This is a genomic window from Halobacteriovorax marinus SJ, assembly GCF_000210915.2.
GTDB lineage: Bacteria > Bdellovibrionota > Bacteriovoracia > Bacteriovoracales > Bacteriovoracaceae > Halobacteriovorax > Halobacteriovorax marinus.
The window spans coordinates 2,118,886-2,138,329 of sequence record NC_016620.1; the positions used below are offsets into that span (position 1 = coordinate 2,118,886).

General features: G+C 36.1%; 17 protein-coding genes. 2 read left to right on the forward strand and 15 right to left on the reverse strand.

The annotated features are described in order from the left end of the window. Positions 1 to 74 precede the first annotated feature (74 nt). From BMS_RS09995 to BMS_RS10020, 6 genes are read right to left on the reverse strand one after another with little or no spacing between them, the layout of a single operon-like run. Positions 75 to 950, reverse strand: a complete 876-nt coding sequence (locus BMS_RS09995; RefSeq protein WP_014244694.1) for a MipA/OmpV family protein — start codon at positions 948 to 950, stop codon at positions 75 to 77. Beyond that, positions 950 to 2,101 carry a hypothetical protein gene (locus BMS_RS10000; protein ID WP_044557493.1) on the reverse strand — a complete coding sequence of 384 codons (1,152 nt, stop codon included), beginning with the start codon at positions 2,099 to 2,101 and terminating at the stop codon, positions 950 to 952. The genes BMS_RS09995 and BMS_RS10000 overlap by 1 nt, the downstream gene beginning before the upstream one ends. A gap of 12 nt (positions 2,102 to 2,113) precedes the next feature. Then, on the reverse strand, positions 2,114 to 5,203 hold the full coding sequence (locus BMS_RS10005) for an efflux RND transporter permease subunit (protein WP_014244696.1): 3,090 nt from the start codon (positions 5,201 to 5,203) through the stop codon (positions 2,114 to 2,116). Between the two features lie 2 nt (positions 5,204 to 5,205). After that, on the reverse strand, positions 5,206 to 6,681 hold the full coding sequence (locus BMS_RS10010) for a TolC family protein (protein ID WP_044557494.1): 1,476 nt from the start codon (positions 6,679 to 6,681) through the stop codon (positions 5,206 to 5,208). A gap of 11 nt (positions 6,682 to 6,692) precedes the next feature. Further along, positions 6,693 to 7,322: a TetR/AcrR family transcriptional regulator gene (locus tag BMS_RS17010; RefSeq protein WP_014244698.1), complete on the reverse strand. Its 630-nt coding sequence runs from the start codon at positions 7,320 to 7,322 to the stop codon at positions 6,693 to 6,695. Beyond that, entirely contained in the window at positions 7,315 to 8,280 is a 966-nt protein-coding gene (locus BMS_RS10020) for an MBL fold metallo-hydrolase (protein WP_014244699.1), read from the reverse strand. Before BMS_RS10020 ends, BMS_RS17010 begins: the two co-directional genes overlap by 8 nt. A gap of 377 nt (positions 8,281 to 8,657) precedes the next feature. On the opposite strand from BMS_RS10020, the gene BMS_RS10025 reads away from it, so the two are divergent. Beyond that, positions 8,658 to 9,701 (forward strand): hypothetical protein, encoded by a 1,044-nt coding sequence (locus BMS_RS10025; protein ID WP_014244700.1) that lies wholly within the window; start codon positions 8,658 to 8,660, stop codon positions 9,699 to 9,701. Between the two features lie 6 nt (positions 9,702 to 9,707). Here the strand turns inward: BMS_RS10025 and BMS_RS10030 are convergent, their stop codons facing one another. Next, positions 9,708 to 10,403, reverse strand: a complete 696-nt coding sequence (locus BMS_RS10030) for a hypothetical protein (protein WP_044557495.1) — start codon at positions 10,401 to 10,403, stop codon at positions 9,708 to 9,710. 203 nt (positions 10,404 to 10,606) lie between these two features. On the opposite strand from BMS_RS10030, the gene BMS_RS10035 reads away from it, so the two are divergent. Further along, positions 10,607 to 11,641 (forward strand): hypothetical protein, encoded by a 1,035-nt coding sequence (locus BMS_RS10035; RefSeq protein WP_014244702.1) that lies wholly within the window; start codon positions 10,607 to 10,609, stop codon positions 11,639 to 11,641. A gap of 64 nt (positions 11,642 to 11,705) precedes the next feature. On the opposite strand, the gene BMS_RS10040 is transcribed toward BMS_RS10035, so the two are convergent. The 8 genes from BMS_RS10040 to BMS_RS10075 all read right to left on the reverse strand — a co-directional run bounded on the left by BMS_RS10040 (position 11,706) and on the right by BMS_RS10075 (position 19,444). Continuing rightward, on the reverse strand, positions 11,706 to 11,984 hold the full coding sequence (locus tag BMS_RS10040; RefSeq protein ID WP_014244703.1) for an HU family DNA-binding protein: 279 nt from the start codon (positions 11,982 to 11,984) through the stop codon (positions 11,706 to 11,708). A gap of 178 nt (positions 11,985 to 12,162) precedes the next feature. Then, a complete protein-coding gene (locus BMS_RS10045) occupies positions 12,163 to 13,329 on the reverse strand; it encodes a cysteine desulfurase family protein (RefSeq protein ID WP_014244704.1) in 1,167 nt (388 codons plus the stop codon). Then, positions 13,310 to 13,849 carry an Rrf2 family transcriptional regulator gene (locus BMS_RS10050; RefSeq protein ID WP_014244705.1) on the reverse strand — a complete coding sequence of 180 codons (540 nt, stop codon included), beginning with the start codon at positions 13,847 to 13,849 and terminating at the stop codon, positions 13,310 to 13,312. Before BMS_RS10050 ends, BMS_RS10045 begins: the two co-directional genes overlap by 20 nt. A gap of 408 nt (positions 13,850 to 14,257) precedes the next feature. Continuing rightward, positions 14,258 to 14,713, reverse strand: a complete 456-nt coding sequence (gene tsaE, locus BMS_RS10055) for a tRNA (adenosine(37)-N6)-threonylcarbamoyltransferase complex ATPase subunit type 1 TsaE (protein WP_014244706.1) — start codon at positions 14,711 to 14,713, stop codon at positions 14,258 to 14,260. Between the two features lie 7 nt (positions 14,714 to 14,720). Beyond that, positions 14,721 to 16,316, reverse strand: coding sequence for a bifunctional ADP-dependent NAD(P)H-hydrate dehydratase/NAD(P)H-hydrate epimerase (locus BMS_RS10060; protein WP_014244707.1), 1,596 nt, complete (start codon positions 16,314 to 16,316; stop codon positions 14,721 to 14,723). A gap of 3 nt (positions 16,317 to 16,319) precedes the next feature. Further along, on the reverse strand, positions 16,320 to 17,084 hold the full coding sequence (locus BMS_RS10065; protein ID WP_014244708.1) for a pyridoxine 5'-phosphate synthase: 765 nt from the start codon (positions 17,082 to 17,084) through the stop codon (positions 16,320 to 16,322). Between the two features lie 9 nt (positions 17,085 to 17,093). Next, positions 17,094 to 18,458: a phosphoglucosamine mutase gene (glmM, locus tag BMS_RS10070; protein ID WP_014244709.1), complete on the reverse strand. Its 1,365-nt coding sequence runs from the start codon at positions 18,456 to 18,458 to the stop codon at positions 17,094 to 17,096. Positions 18,459 to 18,517: 59 nt separating this feature from the next. After that, positions 18,518 to 19,444: a CdaR family protein gene (locus tag BMS_RS10075; protein WP_014244710.1), complete on the reverse strand. Its 927-nt coding sequence runs from the start codon at positions 19,442 to 19,444 to the stop codon at positions 18,518 to 18,520.

Consider the following 19,444-nt stretch of genomic DNA (forward strand, 5'->3'; position numbering starts at 1 on the left):
AAACTTTAGACATCCGACACAGGTCTGATCAGAAATACGCTATTTAAATTAGAGAAGTAAAAGTTTTATAAAAGTTAAATCCTATCATCTTCCATAGAATCTGAATGATACAACAGCCACCTAATACCTATAAAACCAGTAAAAGTATGCTTCTGCTTAAAAAGCGGACTGCTTTCATTTCTAGAGTTTTGGTAGTTTTGATATCCTGCTTGAATAAATACCCCTAACCGCTTCCAGTCTCCAATGTAGCTTACAGCGGACTGTGTTCCCAAATAACCTCCAGCAGATTCGTACTCTGGCCTGTCTTGATTAGAGAACTCCCTTGATACATCAAAGAAAAACTTATGGTACTCCTTTGAAGCAAAATTAACATTCATCAATAGTTTCAATGAACCAAATGTACTTGGTAAACGAATATGAAGATCAAAACCAGGAGAAAATACTATTCCTCTATAATGAATACTAGAGAAATCTGTTGATAGAGCTCCCCTTATAGGAAATAACAAACGAGCTTTAAGCTCTCCTGCTTGATGTGCTTTTAGATAAAACTGGGGTCCTATCTCTCCTAAAATATCCAAGTCGGGCATACCTGCTCTAGTAGTATTTTCACTTGATGAAACAGGTAAGTTTCCAGCGCCGGTAAACTCTATTCCAAAACTAGGACTAGAAAGAACCCTCGCACGAACGCCATCTTCTTCATCAACTCTAAAAACTCTTCCTCTATAACGAAAAGTAGGAAGTATTAAACTTACAGTTTGACTTTGATCAGAGGCTGGATAATGAGGCATAAGAGCAGAACCCACCCCAACACCCAATTCAAATAAAGGCTTTTCATCGTTAAGATTCCGCCCTTCTACTCCTTGAGGAGAATTTAAAATTATGAAAAATAAAACCCCACATAAGATAAATCTTAAAGAGTTTTGAAGATTTCTCTTAAGTTTCAATATCATTAAAAAATTACTTTAAAAAAGAAACGTGCATATAAACTTGAGTCAAATGTTCCCTCTCCACGATCTTTATTAAAGAGACCATCACCAAGATATAAAGACCGATCAAACGAGCTCCCAGTCTGAAATTCAATTAGTGAACCTTTTAGAATGGGCTGTCTTATACCTAACTCAAAAAATTTCTCTTCAAATGTCAATCGGTCATCTTCATTTGTTCTTTCACTGTACATATACCTCTGCTGCTTCATACCTGAAGCAATAAAAAACTGTCTTCTGTTGACGACGCCATAAGAAGACTCGGCCCTTAAGTTTGCACCAAAAAGAGAAAAAGAGAATGCCCACGGATTAACAGGGGTCCATTGTAAAGAAAGAACAGGGAATCCAAAGATTCCAGTAAAAGTAGAAGTTCTAGTGATATAGAAAAAGCCAGGAATAGGAATAAAGTTACCCAACTGACCGTTGTTAGACATAAGTAGCATTAGAACCCAACGATTCCCTCCCTCAGTAGGAAAAGAATAATTGGCCCTTAAACTAATATTTTGAGTTTCGGGACTAAAGTTATCCCCCTCATAACCAAATGATGAACTAAGCCCAAACATTTTCTTTCCATCAAGCCTTCTAGAATAATGAATTCCTACTTCTGAGCGATACCAATCACGATCAATGACTGTTCCAGACCCTAAGGATACAGGGCTCTCTAAATTTAAATTCCCTCCCTTAAGGCTGAACGCTAATGAATTCTTATCTTTTTTATAAACAGGTAAAGAAATACTCATATTACTTTCTAAAGACCTAGGAGTCTTTGAAGTGTCGTCACCTTCTTGTATAAATCTCCCTTCATACGATAGAAGAGGAAGCTGTATGCTTGGCCCTGCAATACCACCAATTGACGAAGCTGCTCCTCCTTGTCTCGGTCTTGTTTGACGGCGCGCCTGAGAGAACCTCATAACTTCCTGCTTGCAACTCTGAGATAATTTATCAATATTCACTTTTAAACAGTTTACTATTTGCCTAAAGTCTTTTGACTCTCCAGAATCAGAACAGAAGCTATGTATCTGAGATTTGCATGACTTTATACTGTGAATATCTTCTTTATCTTTTGCATATACATCTCTAAATAATATAAAAAGTAGAGATAAAAAAATATACTTCATATAAACCCTTGGTTATTTTTTATTTAAAATAGTAAAGAAAGAAAGCAATGCAGGTAATGTTGTTATTGTTAACAAAGTTGCAACGAAAAGACCCCAACCGAGAACGAGTGCTATAGGCTGTACAAACGCATCAACTCCACCAACACCATATATTGTAGGAAACAAACCTAGGAGCGTTGAAATAGTTGTCATAATTATAGGTCTAATTCGATTGACAGAGGCTAAAACAATGGCCTTATCAAGAACTTCGCCAGATCTAATATTATCTTGAATGAATTTTAAATAAATGATCGACACATTTACAACAACTCCACTCAAACCGACGAGCCCAATAATTCCCATTAAAGATAAGGATTTTCCATGTAAAACCAATGCCCATACGACACCACTTACCCCCATAGGTAGAGCAGTAAGAACTAAGAATGGATAAATTACGGAATCAAAAGTTAAACTTATTGCAATATAAATCAATAAGATTGCAATTGCGTAAAGTTTTAGCGTGTCAATTAATGCACTAGCGCGATCTTTCTCTCCACCACCGATTATTATTTTCAGATTAGGGTACTTCTCTCTTAATTCTTCTAAGTAAGGAGCCAACTCCTGATTCACTTTCTTTCCAGAAGTGACTCTCTCATCCACCTCTCCAAAAAGCGTTAATGTACGAATTCCATTTAGTCTCTGAATAGAAGAAGGTCCTAGCTCTTCATATATTTTTACAAAGTTTCTAATTGGAACAGCTTGATTGTTTGAGTTTCTTACAGTCAAGTTAAGAATACTCTCAATCTCTTCACTTTTAACTAGATTCTTGTTCTTAAGATTAGAACCCTTTTCAAGCCCTACTAAGATATCTATTTTTTCACTATTTTTTAATATCTCACTTGAAACAAGGCCAGTTGAAGCAGCGAAAATTGTTCGTGAGATTTTAGATGGGTCGACACCCTGGGAAATCGTAAACTCATTGTCAATTCTAAACCTGTACTGAATTGAGTCCCCTGCAAAGTCAGTTTCTATAGAATAAGTTCCACTAATCGATTGAAGTTTCTCTTTAATTTTCTTTATTATAGATATGCCAAAATCAAAATCCCTAGTCGCGATTTGTACTTGCACAGGTTTTCCAACAGGAGGACCTGGCAAATCGAGAGTGATAGTTGTTTTAACATTGAACTCACTTGAAAAATTCTCAACTTCTTTAGAAATTCTTTTAAGAACTTCTTTTTCTTTATGTATGAAACTAGGATCACTTGTAAAACTAATATTAATCATAGCGAGGTGTGTTCCGTTTTGGCGACTTCCCCCACTCCCTCCCGTGGTTACTTGACCTAAGTCTGAATAAATATTGTCAAATGTTCCATCAGAGATATTTATTAATCTTCTAGATAAATTCTTAACTCGATCAGAAGTTGCACTTAATGGTGTGTTTTTATCTAATTCAAGACGTACGCTAAGTCCCTCTAAACCCTCGGATGGGACTAGAGAGAATTGATCAAATATTTTTTGGCCTTGAAAGAGTGAAATAATAAAAAATAAAACTAGAGAACCCACAACAAAAGCTCTTTTACGTATACTCCATAAAACATACTTCTCATACAAAGATTCAACTTTCTGCATGATTCCTTTTTTACTCTTATTCTCCTGAGGCTTCATTAGCTCTTCACTATGTACAGGAATAACAAAGAATGCCTCTAAAACAGAAACAAAGAGGAGTGCTATAACAGTTATAGGAATAACCCTTAAAAACTGACCTATAACATCTCCCATAAAGGCAATAGGCAAAAAAGCAAAAACAGTTGTAGCAACAGATGACATCACTGGGGCAGCGACTTCTCTAGTTCCCTCTATTGCTGCTCGTGCAGGCGGCAGACCCTGTTCAATTTTCGAATAAATATTCTCACATACTACAATTGCATCATCAACAAGCATACCTAAAACGATAATAACTCCAACTACAACTAATGAATTTAATGTAAACCCAAGAAGGAAAAGTATCAAAACTCCACCAAGAATTGAAACAGGAATTCCCAAAGAAGTAATCAGCGCAGAACGCCAGTCCAAGAAAATAATAAGAATCACTAAAACTAGAAGAAGTCCGACAATAGCATTTCCTGTAACAATTTTTAACTTCGTTCGAATATTAATTGATTCATCTTTATATAATTTTAAATTAAGCCCGGAGGGAAGACTCTTTTTATATGAAGTAAGTTCTTTCTTTACACTATCAACGGTTCGAATTGCATCAGCACTAGGTGATTTTGTTACAGTAAATAATACGGCAACTTGATCTTCAAAGAGATTACCTGTTTGATTCTCTTCTAAATCATAAATAATATCAGCAACATCTTTTAACCTTATTTTTTTGCCTGAGTCATTACTCTGAACAATAAAATCTCCCACCTTCTCTAAACTATTTAAGTCTTCACCAATAGTCATACTAGCGACAAGCTCACTATTTTCGAATATGCCTCCAGGTTTTTGTTTTGACCAATTTGAAAGTTTTGTAAAGATTTCATCAATAGTTAAGTCAAACTTTGTAAGTTTAACTCTCTTTAATAAAACCTTTAATTGTAAGTTCGTTATTCCGGTATAACTTACATTTGTAACACCATCTTGCTGCTGTAAAAAATCTTTTAACTTCTCTGCTTGAAACTTTAAGTCGAAAGGTTTTGCATCTCCATAAAGAGCAAGGTTTAGCACCGGCATACTTTCAGCTTTTAACTCTGTAACAATAGGGTCATCTACCTCAACAGGGAGCCCATCGACTTCAGAAACCTTTCTTCTTACCTCATTAATTACTTCGTTTGGATCGGGGTAGTTTTCATCAACGATGACTGATATAGAACCTGCTCCCATATATGAAACAGAACGATACTCTTCGATACCGTCAACCTCTGCAAGTTTATCCTCAATAGGATCAATCACTAGCCCTTCAATATCTACAGGAGATGCCCCGGGGTAAGCCGCGGTAATATTAACTCTATTGAAATTAACATTGGGTCTCGTCTCTCTTTGTAAAAGGAAGAAAGAGCTAATACCTAATACAACTGTTACAATTGTTGCATAATGAACGAAGAGTTTATGGGACTGTAAAAAAGATAAAATTTTCATACTTATACCCCTTCTACATTTTTACTAACAATATAATTATCAAAAAAATTGTGATAATCTAAGAATTCAACAACCCTCAGCAGTAGACTTATTCTATGTGTTGAAATTTTCTTCTGATCTTCTATTAAACCCTTACTAAATTCAGACAGATCATTAAAATCAAGCCGTCCATTATTAAAGTCTTTTTTCGCTTCTTTATAAACGTCTTCAGAAAGACTAATTGTATTTAAATATTCGTCATAAATTTTAAAGTCTTTCTCAAGAATATCTTTCAATGTTTCATAACGTTTTAAAGCACGATTTCGTGCTAGCGTCTCTCTCTTATTTATTGCAGCGACTTTGTACTTTGTTGCAATAGCAGTCGCATTAATTGCACGATTTTTGATAGGAAGTTCAAGTTTTAGTGCTGCTGTAATATAAATCGATTGATCTTCTAGCAAATTTGAATAGACCTTACTATAGCTCTCATTAACACCGACACTGCCTGCTCGAATCTCTAAATCTAGGTTTGGTTTATTCTTCTCCATCAATTCCTGATAATCATACTGGGTCGCCTCAGATTCTAATGCCAATAGCTTCATTTCACTTGTCAGTATTTTATCTTGCTGCTTAAAAGTTTTATTTTTTCTAAAAGAGTCTTTAAGAGTTTTAAATAATTGATCCGCCTTAACTACACTAATTTCTTGTATATTAATATTATATGTAGCTAGAAATGAATTCTCTAACTCAATAACTCTTTTTAAAATATTGCTAACGCTAACAGTACAAGTACTATTTTCTTTCATTCCCAAGAGGTATTCTCTCCTCGAAATTGATCTTTTTTTATATTTACTATTTAATTTACGAACTTGTTGTCCAACTTCAGAGCATATCTTCTTTTGAAAGTTAAGCTCCTCCTGGGCTTCTAGTAATTGAGCATACTCAGTTAAGGCTGTCACTAAAGTCAACTTTTGCTGATCTTCAGCTTTATAAGATATATAACGATTCTGAGCTTCATTTTTCTTTCGAAAATAATCATATTCATGCCCTAACAAAGTTTGAAACAAACTAGTCTTAAACTTAAATTCGACTGTAGGTGAAATATAAGAGTACTCTGGCGGAGAAAAAGAGTTTGGGTAGTCAGTAGAGCTATCCAAAACTCCCGCAGATAATTCGGTTTCAAATCCATATTCCCAAATCTTTGATACTCCTAAAGTAGTTTTAAAAGCGGATTGCCTAAGTGAAGAGACCGGAGAAAGAGGAGGAGTGTCTCTGCGTTCAAAACTTGTCTCAACAAAGCCTTTAGTTTCAAATAAAGTCAAATTACTTTCTATTATATGCTCATTAGACTTCTTATCATCTTCATAGGCCTGAATTGATAATGACTTCTCTCTTACTTTACTTAAAAGATTATCTACAATTCCATTTTCTGCTGCTTCTAACTGAGGATTACAATTAAAAGCTACCAATAAAAGAAAAAAAATTAATAACTTTATCATCCTACTCACCTTTATTTAAGTCTTATTCCTCTAAGGATCATTGATACTAATTGTGAGATATCTGAATCTGTTAACACTTCTGCCTCATAAGGGGCTAAGTCATCAAGATTATCTTGTTGAATGCGCTCCATTGCTGCAACCATAACGATAGGGCCTTTCATCGCTGAGTTACAAAATAATTCAATTTGTCGCACTGGTGTTTTTTCATCAATATATCCGTCCTTCTGACATTCGATAATTAATTGCCTAAGAACCTCAAGCTGATCATTAGATTTCTTCAAAACCATTTCAGATACATCTGGATCTTGATTTAAAATATCTTTAAATAAAGAGAGTACTAGCTTTCTTTGATCTCTAAATGTTTTTGCCATGAAGAATAAAAACTTCTGAAATTTTTCAATTGAGGTATCTGTATCAGAAAAAGTAAAGCCTACAGCACCCTGAGCATCTTCCCTAATTGATCTTAATACCTGCTGAATAAAGTTTGCTTTTGTTTTAAAGTGATAACTGAACATTCCAAGGTTAACTCCTGCTTCATCAGCTACCCTTTGTATACTCATCCCACTAACACCTAGCTCTGGAAGTAGTTTCTTACCTGCTTCGATTAATAGCTTGTCTTGATTTCTAGATGGTCTAGTCATTTATTAAATCTCCGTATATTCTTGTTTCACCTTCATGTAATGTGACAAAATCATCTGACGATACATTCTCTCTAATCAAAGCCTTCTCTAAGTCTTTTAAAGGCTCATCAATCCCCTCAGAAGAAAGCTGAAAAGTTCCATAATGCATTCCTATACTCAGCTTTGCTTCTAAGTCCTTATGGGCAATTACAGCCTCTAAAGGATTCATATGTATCGACTTCATAAACCAACGAGGGTTATATGCACCGATCCCCAGTAGAGCTATTTCTGGAGCTCCAAGTCGTTCCCTTGTTTCCTTAAAATACTTTGAATAGCCAGCATCACCACCAAAATAAATACTTCGACTTTTATTTTTAATATAGAAACTCCCCCAAAGGCTTTTATCTCTATCAAATACTCCTCGAGCAGATCCGTGCTGAGTAGGTGTAAAGGTAATTTGAATATCCTCAGAAATCCTTACCTCTTCCCACCAGTCAAGTTCATGGACGTCTTTTATTCCAATTGACTCGATCAACGACTTATCACCGAGCGGCACAATCACTTTAAATGGAGAAAGATCATTTAAAGTTTTTAGAGTTTTTACATCTAAATGATCATAGTGATTGTGACTAATGATAACTAAATCAATCTTAGGTAAGTCTTCAATTTTTACCCCTGGCTCTCTAACCCTGTTTGGGCCAATCCAACTAAATGGACTCGCCCTTTTCGACCAAATTGGATCAGTAAGAATATTAAAGCCTCTAAATTGAATGAGAAAAGTTGCATGATTAACAAAAGTAATACTAACTTCATTTGGGCCAAGACTCTCATTAATTCGAGGTGTTCCTCTATTTTCATTATTCTCTGGCCAAGCTTCTCTTCCCTCTCGTATTAAACTTAAAGCATCCATGAAGCTCGGTTTTGACTTTCCCTTCAATGTAGGATTAAAAAATTTCTTTCCATCATAATGATCTGACACTTTATACTCCTTGGTTTGAGCACAAGCGGTGATTGGTAGTAAAAATAAAGAAACAAATATTACTCTAAGAAAAATGCTCACTACTTACTCCAAATCTACGACTTTACTTCACTTAATAAATATTATTCACAAGTAAAGAGAACACTCCCATTACTAGTTGTGCTTATAATTATAAACACAACTAATTATAAACACAACTAAAAACTAACTCACTACATCAAAAGTTATCCGCCCTCACACAAGCTATTGAAAATATTAGCTTTTCACTTACCTTCTAATAACTATAGGTGTCTACGGTTAGAAGTTATATTCAAAGGGGTCTCATCAGCAACACTCTGCAAAATGCAAGATACAGATTAAGACCATAGACTTTAAGTATGAAATATTTCTTCTTAATTACACTTCTTTGCTCCCTACAAAGTGCTCACGCTAAGCGCGAAATTATAAAAATCTCTAACCTCAATATCACGACTCAGAAAAAAGATGGTGCTACTACAGGACAACTATCGGCCACAGAGCTTGATGTGGACTTTGGAGGAAATAAGTTTAAGGCAAGAGATGGTGGCAAGATCCTCAATGGAAGTGTCGAGATTAAAGATAATAAATTTAAGGCAAAGGTCTCCTTTGTTACCTATGATACAGAGTTGGCACCGGATAATCCTCTCGTAACCCTAGATCAACTCTTTGTAGAAAACGCTCAGATCAACTTTGATAAAGAAGAGATGTTCTTTACAACAAAGTCCATTAAGACTGGAACGAGGGAAACTAGCGTTTCGGCCATTGCACTCCAAGGAAGTTGTGACCCAAAGGGAGACGCCTCTACAGATATTGATATTGTGTGTTTGAATCACGGAGATTTAGAGGCCCAACAGGCACAGCTTAAAAGCCCTACCACAAATATTCTAACCCATAACTTTCGAGCTTTTATCTCTCCAGATACAATTGCTCTAGACTCAAATAAACTCATCTTTTCTTCCAATAATGACCAAACGGGAGTTGAGAGACTCAAGGCCAATTGTAATAACGGTATTAAGAAGAGATTTAGTATTGATGATTTCATTGCAGGTTGTATTGAGCAGTCTCATATTTTCTTAGACGAATTTTCTGAAGTGAAGAAGATCTCTAAAGTTCAATTACCCAATAAGGCACTGGTTGATTTAGAAGATATAAAGTACTTAAAGTTTGATATTAATAATGGAAACTTTGACCTGCGCTCTAAGATAAAAATCTTCTTTCGACTCAATCTAAAAGTCCTAGGAACAATTGAGCACTTAGTTGAGGAGCATATTATCAAATTAAATATTGATAAGGCCTCTATTGCAGGAATTCCGGCCAAGACTTTGACCTTGATGATTTTAAAATTATTTATGGAAGAGGATTCTATAAGAATTGAGGGCGATACAATCTATATCGCCCTATAGTTTAGATTAAAGAGCGTTTTCAAAGTCTACTAGGATATCTCTAGCAACTTCTTTCTCTTTTTCAGTAAATTGGTCGTTATCAATAATATCGCTTACAGATAAATAAATTCCTTCATAGCGAGTTGCTCTAAGTGCAACCTTATTAAAGAAGTTCACCTTAGGATTTTGATTATAGGCCCTAGTAAATGCCAGTACAGATAGGTCTAAGTTAAAAGCAATATTATCTCTAGATGTTCTATAGAGATCTAATCCTCTACTCATTGGAGGGTTTAACTCATTCCAAAATCTCTGCGCCGTAAGCATAATTAATTGCTCAACTTCTACAACCCTAACTCTTGGATACTTATCTAATTGATAGCGCTTGTGCATAACCATGCTGGCCATTCCTTGAACCATGATCCAAGAAAGGTATTCATTTGAAGCACTGTGAAGGTCTGGGTGAATAACAAGAAGATTTTCAAGTCTCTTAAACGCCTTATCATGTGGACAAGGATATTGATTAATATTTCCAGTTGGACAACCAATAACGTAATTAAAGAAAGGATAGAATTTATTCACTGCCCTCTCAACTTCTTGTCCAATTTTTTGCTGAAGAATATAATTATTCATTGTAATTGTGAGCTTATGTCTAGGGTTTGGATTTCTGGCCGAAATATTGAAACTAGTAAGCGTAAGAAGAGTTATCATCAATAGTGTTTTCATTGATATATCCTTTAAAAGTGTGAAATGTGTAGGCAAATATCTATAAAGATTCACACATCTAGTCAACGCTTTTCATTGAAACATAGCTTTAAAGCAGAACAAATTCGGAAATGTTTCAAAAATGGAACACCTAAGTCACTGTTATCTCATTTTTAAAATTGGTCTCATCCTTGCTTTATTTAAGTCATTAATTAGGAGTCAATATGAAGATCAAAACTTATTTACTGACGCTAATCCTCCTGTGCTCAAATTCATGGGCCAAGAGAGAAACAATTATTGCAAAGAATTTGGATATTTCATCTAGTAAGAGTGGAGATAAAGTCACTGGCGAGATTTCTGCTAACTTCTTGGATGTGGACTATGAAGAACATAACTTCAAGGCCTATGATGATGATATGGCCATGAGTGGAACTTTTGAAATCGAGAAGCAAAATTTAAAAACGAAGGTCTCATTCATTGAGTTCTCCACAAAATTAGAGGAGGATAATCCTCTTGCACAGCTAGATCGTCTAGAACTTGTAGATACTGAGCTTAAATTTAATAGAGAGAGCATGCTCTTTAACTCTCCCTCTCTGCTACTACAGTCTAGAGGAGATTCTGTTACAGCACTCAACCTTAGAGGAGAATGTGACCCATTGGGTGACTCAACCACAGATGTAGATATTGTTTGCCTTAAGAATGGAAAATTGAATTCAAGTGATGTTCATATTCAAAATCCATCTATTAATTTAAGAATGAAGAATTTAAATACAACGATCACTCCAAGCGATATCTCTTTAAAGACTAACCAAGCTGAATTTAGATCAAATGGTGAAGTTACAATCGTAAAAGATTTCAAACTTAGATGTAAAAACCTTATCAAGAGAAGATTTAAAGAAGACGAAGTCGTTGCAGGTTGTTTAAAAAGTTCAAATATTGATCTGGACAGATTTGATGAGAGAAAAGTTAAATCTATTGAAAAGGGAATAGTAGATCTTGAAGATATCAGAAATTTAAGAATTGAGATCAGAGATAGCTCTTTGGTTTTAAAATCTAAAATCAAGATCCTTTTTAAAATTAGTCTTAGAGTTTATGGAAAGATCCACTACATACCAGAGCAGAAATTAATTAGATTAGATATAACGAAAGCGCGCTTTGCAGGTATACCGGCCAAGAAATTAACCATGATGATAATGAAATTATTTATTGAAGAGGACTCTATTCGAATTGATGACGATACAATTTTTATTAAAGTATAAAAAAGGTAAAAAAAAGGGCCAATTAAATGGCCCTCCATATTCTAAAGTTTGGTAAAAACCAAAATTAGAACATATCTTTCCAAGCTTTACCTGGCTTGAACTTTGGAAGATTCTTAGCTTTGATTTTAATCTTCTCACCAGTCGCTGGGTTAACACCTGCTCTAGCAGCTCTTCTTACTTTAGAGAAAGAACCAAAACCGATTAGAGAAACATCTTCACCTTTCTTAACAGTTTTCTTGATTGTATCAATAGTAGTGTTAAGGAAAAGCTCAGCGTCTTTCTTAGTCATGTGGTTAAGTTCTTTGTTCTTAAGAATTGTTTCTAATAGTTCTTTTTTGTTCATAAATGCCTCCATACATTGGGTTGATAAATATAATGGTGACGGATTTATTTTAACTTGGCAATACCTTTAACACCTTTATTTAAAGGTTTTTTTATTTTTTTTTACTCTAACACCCCTACAGCAAAGGCCTAAGAAAATGTCAATATTGAAATAGCAATTATAGTGGTCTTTTAGACGATTATAAGAATCTTTTTAGAACAGTAATTATTTTTTCAGAATACTCTTTACTTTCTTCCAAACTTAGATCATAGGCAAAGGAAAACCTAAGTGCAGACTTAGCATCTTCTTCGTTTACTCCCATCGCCTGTAGTACACGACTTGGAAGAACTGCTCCAGAAGAACAAGCAGAACCAGAACTCACATCCATTCTAGCTAAGTCAAAGGCAGTAATAAGAATATCAGCTTTCTTTCCAGGTATAACGAGATAGATTGTATTTGCATTTCGAGACTTCGCATTCTTAGAAACAATAAACGCCTTAGAGTCTAAGACTTTTTCAATCTCACTTTCGATAAAAGTTTTTGCTTCATTTAGCTTAGAAAAATTCTCTCTCTCGCATAACTCTTCTAATGCCAACTTCAGAGAGTAGATACCATTTGTATTCTCAGTTCCTGAGCGCATTCCCTCTTGTTGTCCTCCTCCACGAATTAGAGAACAGAAAGGAAAATCTTCTTTAACAAAAGAGAAACCTATTCCTTTCATAGCACCAAACTTATGTCCTGAAAAAGTATAGGCATCAGCAATTAAATTAAGCTTCTTCCACTCTTCAATTTTTCCAATTGATTGAACGGCGTCCACATGAATATAACAATTAGTTTCTTTTTTAATTCTCGAGAGGTCTTCTAAATTCCAAACCACTCCATTTTCATTATTCACCCAAGTAAAATTTAATAGAGTTGGAGCACTAGATTTATTAATTAAAGAGATCACCTCTTCAATGTCATACTCACCATTAGCATCAACTCCAAACCTAGAAACTTCATGGCCATAGAGTTCAAGCTCGTCTTTTAAATTAAAAACACAACTATGATCAACGTGAGAATGAATGAAGTGAACTTTCTTATTTGCAGCAAATGACTTTTGAGCAAAACCTTTAACTAAAGAGTTCACCCCCTCAGAAGCTCCTGAGTGAAAGAATATTCTAAAAGTTGAATCTAGTGAAAAGAGTTTTTCAAGATACTTCTTAGTTTCATTGATAAAGCGTTTTGATTTCTTTCCAGAACTGTGAATTGAAGAAGGGTTTGCAAAAAGCAAATCCCCGTTAGGGAACCAGTCTTTGACTGAATCCGCTAACGGGGACGTTGCATTATAATCGAAATAATATCTGTTATTGATTAATCTCGCCAATTGGATTCCTGATTGCGGAAGTCATTCCAATTGTATTTTCAAGTGAAGATGTATTTGTTACTTCAGCTTGATTATTAGTTTCTTCCGTCTTAGTTTCAATTTCAATCTCATTAGATTTACGCATTAAATCACCAAGAGATGTCGTTGACAAGTAATCTCTCATGATCACGCCTAGATTTTGAAAATAGTTCTTAGACAGGTGAAATTCTACTGTAGAAGCTTGCTCAGCCTCTGTACCAAGAATATCCTTAGCTGGGTTGATATTTTCACCCACACACTCAAGAATATCCTTAACAGTGATTTGGTCCATGCTTCTAGCAAGTACATAACCACCACCTGGTCCTCTTACAGACTTAACAGCTTGCCCATTTCTAAGCTTTCTGAAAAGTTGCTCTAAGTAGTGAAGTGAAATGTTTTGTCTTTGAGAAATTTCTTGAAGTCTAACAGGGTTCCCGTTTGAGTGGGTAGTTAGGTCAAGCATTGCTCTTACTGCGTAACGTCCTTTAGAAGTGAGTCTCATTGGTCTTCCTCCATAAATCCAATTAAAAGCTTAATAGCTCGGTGTAGTTGCATAATACAAGTTCTGTGTCTTTACTTGCGTGTTGCTCTCTTGTTGGGTTCGCTTCCAGTGCTACCCAAAAAATTGATTCAATCCAAATCAATCTTCGCTAAATAGTATGACAAGTTCAGGTGTCCAAAGTCAACTTGATTTCGGTGTATTTACTAAGCTTTTTTTCTTTATTTTTAAAATTAAGAAATACTTGAGTTTTCTTTTTCAAATTGCCCAATAAATCTAGAGAGTTAGACTGTTTTTCTCAAGAACTTAATAATTTCTTAAGATTAAAAGTCAGACTTTATTGGAAATAAACCGTGTTTTTAGCTCGGAAATATTTTCCACTAGAAGCCTCAAGTACTTAAAAAATATTGATTAAAAATGCTTAAAAAGTTGGATTTTTCTTGAAGAAATATTGTCTGAATTAGAAAGTTGTGAATTTATTTCAAACTTTAACTCGAATATCTCCCATTGTTCATCTAGGTTTCGAGAGATCTCTTTTAAAAAAGGCGCGCCCCATTCAATTAAAAAGTAGTCTTTATCTTCTAAGTACAGACCTAGCTCGAGGTGAATAACCTCCTCGCTATCTTTTAAACGATAGAAATCAGCGTGAGCGCAATTTCCATTTTCATTAATGACGGAGTAAGTTGGCGAGCAGACCTCATCCCCTTCATCACTATCAATAAATGACTTAGTAAAAGTTGTCTTCCCTGCACCCACAGCTCCAGTAAGAATAATGGCACTTTCAAGGGGAATGATACTTTTAATCTCTTCAGAAAGACTTTCTAAGTTCTCTTCAAAAATACCATCCCACTCTTTAATTAATTCCACTCTGGCCTCAGTAAATATCGTCTTCGTTCAACTCTTGAAAAGCGTCGCTTAAGTGCTCAATGATTGAAGTTGCTGTCATGGCCCTAACACCGTATTTCTTGGCCGCTATTTTACCTGCCACAGTGTGAGCTCCAACTCCAAGACATATTGCTTGATAGAGCATTGTCTTATCCATGAAGATTCCACTTTGATTTCGGTCTAATGGATTTTGAGCGAGCAGCCCCCCTAAAATTCCGGCGAGAACATCACCTGAACCACCAGTGGCCATCCCATCATTTGGATAATAATTGATAAAGACATTACCATTTGGAAAGCCAAGAAAAGAACATGGTCCCTTCATAATAAAACAAGAATTTGTTCTATCAACGACTTCCTTTAAGTAATCAATAGGTCTTTGTAGAACTTCATCAACGCTGGCTCCAGTGAATTTTGCAAACTCACCCATATGAGGAGTGAAGATTGTTGGATACTTTCTCGTATGGAGAAGTTCTGAATCTTTACTTAAATCAAGAACCTTAATAGCGTCTGCATCGACAACAACTGGTCCAGCAAATTGGCTTAAGAGTTCGATGACAATATCTCTAGATGTTTCATTCACACCTAGTCCAGGACCAATTACAACAGCGTCGTAGCGGTCCAATTCATTTATAATACTTTCCTTATCTTTAGCACTTGAAGGAATCAGACCAGTCATCACCTCTGGAAGAGATCTTCCAGTAAGCTCATAGTAACTCTCTTTCCAAGTAGCAGCAGTCACAAGACCTGTTCCCACTTTTAGCGCACCATTAGAGGCCATTATACAGGCTCCTGTAAGCCCTGGAGAACCACCTACTACAAGAGTGTGACCAAAAGTATTCTTGTGAGCAAATTTATTTCTAGCTCCAAAAGTGTGACCAATAACATCTGAAGTTAAGAGAGCTTTATCTCCTCCAGAGATTAAGGCCTTTGGAAAACCAACGTCTAACGTTAGAACTTGTCCTGAGTGGCGGGCACCCTCATCAATATAATGACCTGTTTTTGGTAGTCCGATAGCGAGAGTAAAGTCAGCAGAGATGGCCACAGAACTCTTCGCTCCAATATTTGCCGTAATTCCCGAAGGAATATCAACAGCGATAGTAATACTCTTAGAGTTATTTACACAGTTGAATAATTCAAAGAGGTACTGAGAAAGAGGTAATTTAAATCCCGTTCCAAGAACTGCATCAATAACTACATAGCTATCTTGAGTCTCTTCAAAATAACTTTGAACCTGATTGATATTTTTTACTTCGTTAATACGTACACCGTAAGATTTAGCGAGGTGAACTTGTTTTTGTTGCTCTTCACTAGATTGATCGTCGTCAGGAAAGAGAATAAAAGCTCTCACACGATGACCACGGTTAACTAAATTTCTAGATATGGCCAAACCGTCGGCAGCGTTATTTCCTCTACCTACAAGTAGAACGATTTCCCCAACATAGTCTAATTCTTCTAAGATTGAATCTTCAATAAAGTCAGCACCTCTAGTACCAACATTTTCAATAATAAGAGACTCAGTAAAACCATATTCTTCGATGGCTACCTTCTCAATTTCTTTCATCTCATTAATATCAACAACTCTCATAATCTAATCCTTTAGAGTGTAGGGATATTCACTCATTGATGTAACCATATCTTTGACAACCTTTGAAAGTCCATCAAATACGGCCTGGCAAATAATCCAATGCCCGATATTATATTCTTCAAATAAATTATTTTCTAATAATGGCAATAAGCTTTGAGAAGTAAGTCCATGACCTGCATGACATCCAATTTTCTTGCTTACAAGGAAAATCTTAGCATCTTTGTACTGAGCTAAGAATTTCTCATAGTCTTCATCATTTAGATGCGCTCTAGCGTAGTCACCCGTATGAATTTCAACTGCGTCGATTGGCATTTCACTAGCAAGAGTCAATGTCTCTAAATCGGCCTCGAGAAAGAGAGAAATTTTAACTCCCTCTATTTTTGACTTTAAATACTTACATGTAGAGAGAACTTTGTCGTAGTTAGACTTAGTCTTTAGATCAAGCCCTCCCTCAGTAGTCTTTTCTTCGCGCTTTTCAGGAACGAGGCAGATCCAAGATGGTGCTGTAGCAACGGCTATCTCGACGATCTCATCATTACACCCCATTTCAAGGTTGAGAGGCTTTCCAAATTTCTTAGTCACTAAATGTACTGCTTCAACATCAGTGTCTTGAATATGTCTTCTATCTTCGCGCAGATGAATAGTGATCTGATCAGCCCCATCTCTTAGCACAGTGCTGGCAGCATCGACGATACTTGGATAGTTCTCGCCACGCGCCTGTCTCAAAGTTGCAACGTGATCAATATTAACACCTAATCTTGCTTTCATTATAGCTCCCTAGCTACCAATTTCTTTTGAAAGAGTTTTTACTAAATTCTCACAAATTGTATGCACATCTTCCAGCTTCTCTCCCTCGACCATCACTCTGGCCAAAGGCTCTGTTCCCGAGTAGCGAACAAGAACTCTCCCCTTGTCGCCAAGTTTCTTTTCAGCTGCTTTTAATTCTTTTTGAAAGACAGGAATTTCCTTAAAAGGAACCTTTTCCTTAACTACTTTATTCATAAGTAATTGAGGGTAGAGACTTACCTCTCTCACTAAATCTCTAATCGACTTATCATAGAACTTCATTGCCTCAATGGCCTTTAGGGCCGCAAGGCAACCATCACCAGTTGTTGCGTACTCACCAAAGATAACGTGTCCAGAAGGCTCGCCTCCTAGAATGCACTTGTGATCGCGCATATACTCTACAATATAGCGGTCTCCTACTTTAGTGCGGTGAAATTTTAATCCTAGAGATTTAATATAATTTTCTAGTCCTAAATTAGACATAACAGTTCCAACGACCGTGTCACCTTTTTTTAACTTTCCAGTATCCAGTAGAAATTTAGCGAAGAGACCAATCAGAGCATCACCGTTAACGACTTCTCCCTCATGATCAATCACAGTCAATCTATCAGCATCACCATCAAGGCAGATACCAATATCGGCACGATATTTCTTTACGTGATCACAAGCTAGTTCTGGATGAAGTGAGCCACAATTGGAATTAATATTTTGTCCGTTGGGATTAACCCCAAGTGAAATCACTTCAGCACCAAGTTCGTCAAACATCATTGGAGCAACTTTATAACCTGCTCCATTGGCGCAATCTAGAACCACGCGCATATTATCTAGCTTACAGCTATTATCTAGAGTTGATTTTACATTAACTAAGTAGCGCCCAAAGACTTCTTTAAGCCTTTTTGCATTTCCTAATTCACCACCAATTTTAACAGGCATTAATTGAAGATTTAAAACTAACTCTTCAAGTTCTAGCTCTACTTCATCAGGAAGTTTATTACCTACAGAATCAAAGATTTTAATTCCGTTATCAGAGTAAGCATTGTGAGAAGCACTGATCATAACACCAGCATCAGCACGCATAGACTCAGTTACAAAGGCAACACCTGGAGTTGGTAATGGTCCAGTGAGGATAACTTCTCCACCCTGTGAACAAACACCGGCCGCGAAGGCCTGCTCGAACATATAACAACTTAATCTAGTATCTTTACCCACGATGATAAGTGGTTTCTTTCTCTTAGTGTGGCCTTGAAAATAATGAGTCACTGCTCTTCCAAGGGCGGTAGCAATTTCTGGTGTCATTGGATAGATATTGGCCTTTCCACGAATTCCATCTGTCCCAAAAAGTTTTCTCTCTGACATACTTTCCTCTTAATTCAACACTCTGGTGTGATTAAATATATTTTGGAGATAAATCCATATTATCGATTGCTTACATTAATAGATTGGGGGTTGATTTGCAAAAGATGAATGCCTTCAGGCAGCTTTGCACGCAACTTAACACTATGCACCCCTCGCTCATCTGGCACATCGGCAATGACCTGCACACTTGATGCTGTGAGACGTACGCCCTCAGGAGCGAGAACATCTAGAGAGACAAAGCGTGTCTTAGAGGAAATTCGATTAGAACTAGATAGAAATCTAATCTTTACTTTCTTTAGAGTTAAGTTCGCTTTTCTTGGCTTAACGACATAGGCAAAATCCAATGGAGTGACTCGCTTGGATTCAATACGTGGATCAATATCACTGAGAGAAATTTTCAACTCTCCACTTCCCTCGAGTGTCGTCAAATCTATGGGGGCCGTTGTTACACGAGAGATTTTTCTCATGACCTCTATGGGCCCGGAGATAAGAACTTCAGATGGTTCGATCTTTGTCTCCATTAATTTTAAATCACTAGGTAAGGCCCCAACCAGATTCACTTTAACAGGAACATTTTTTCGAATTTCCTTCTGTAATTCAACTTTGAATTTATCCGGTTTTACATCTATGACCTGTATACCAAATGGAACGGGAATATCCTCTGGAGAGAGAAAGATATTGAAGCCACCCTTTTTTTGATAAGGATAATTTTGAAGCTTTAAATATACACTCTCTTCTCGCTCAACCATCGTTCTAATAAAGGCCCTAGAACCTTTTATTTTAACACTTAATTTCTCTGGCGTTAGATTAGAAACACTAAGGCCTTTGGGTGAAACTAAGTGAAGAGTCATATTATGTGTAACCTCTTGAGGTTCAGAGTTTAGAACGTAGAACCAAATAACAACTGCAAAAAGAGCACTTACAACTTTTAAGAGGTGTCTTGAATATTCGTGATTCTTTTTTAAAACCTTTTGCCAGCCTTTCAT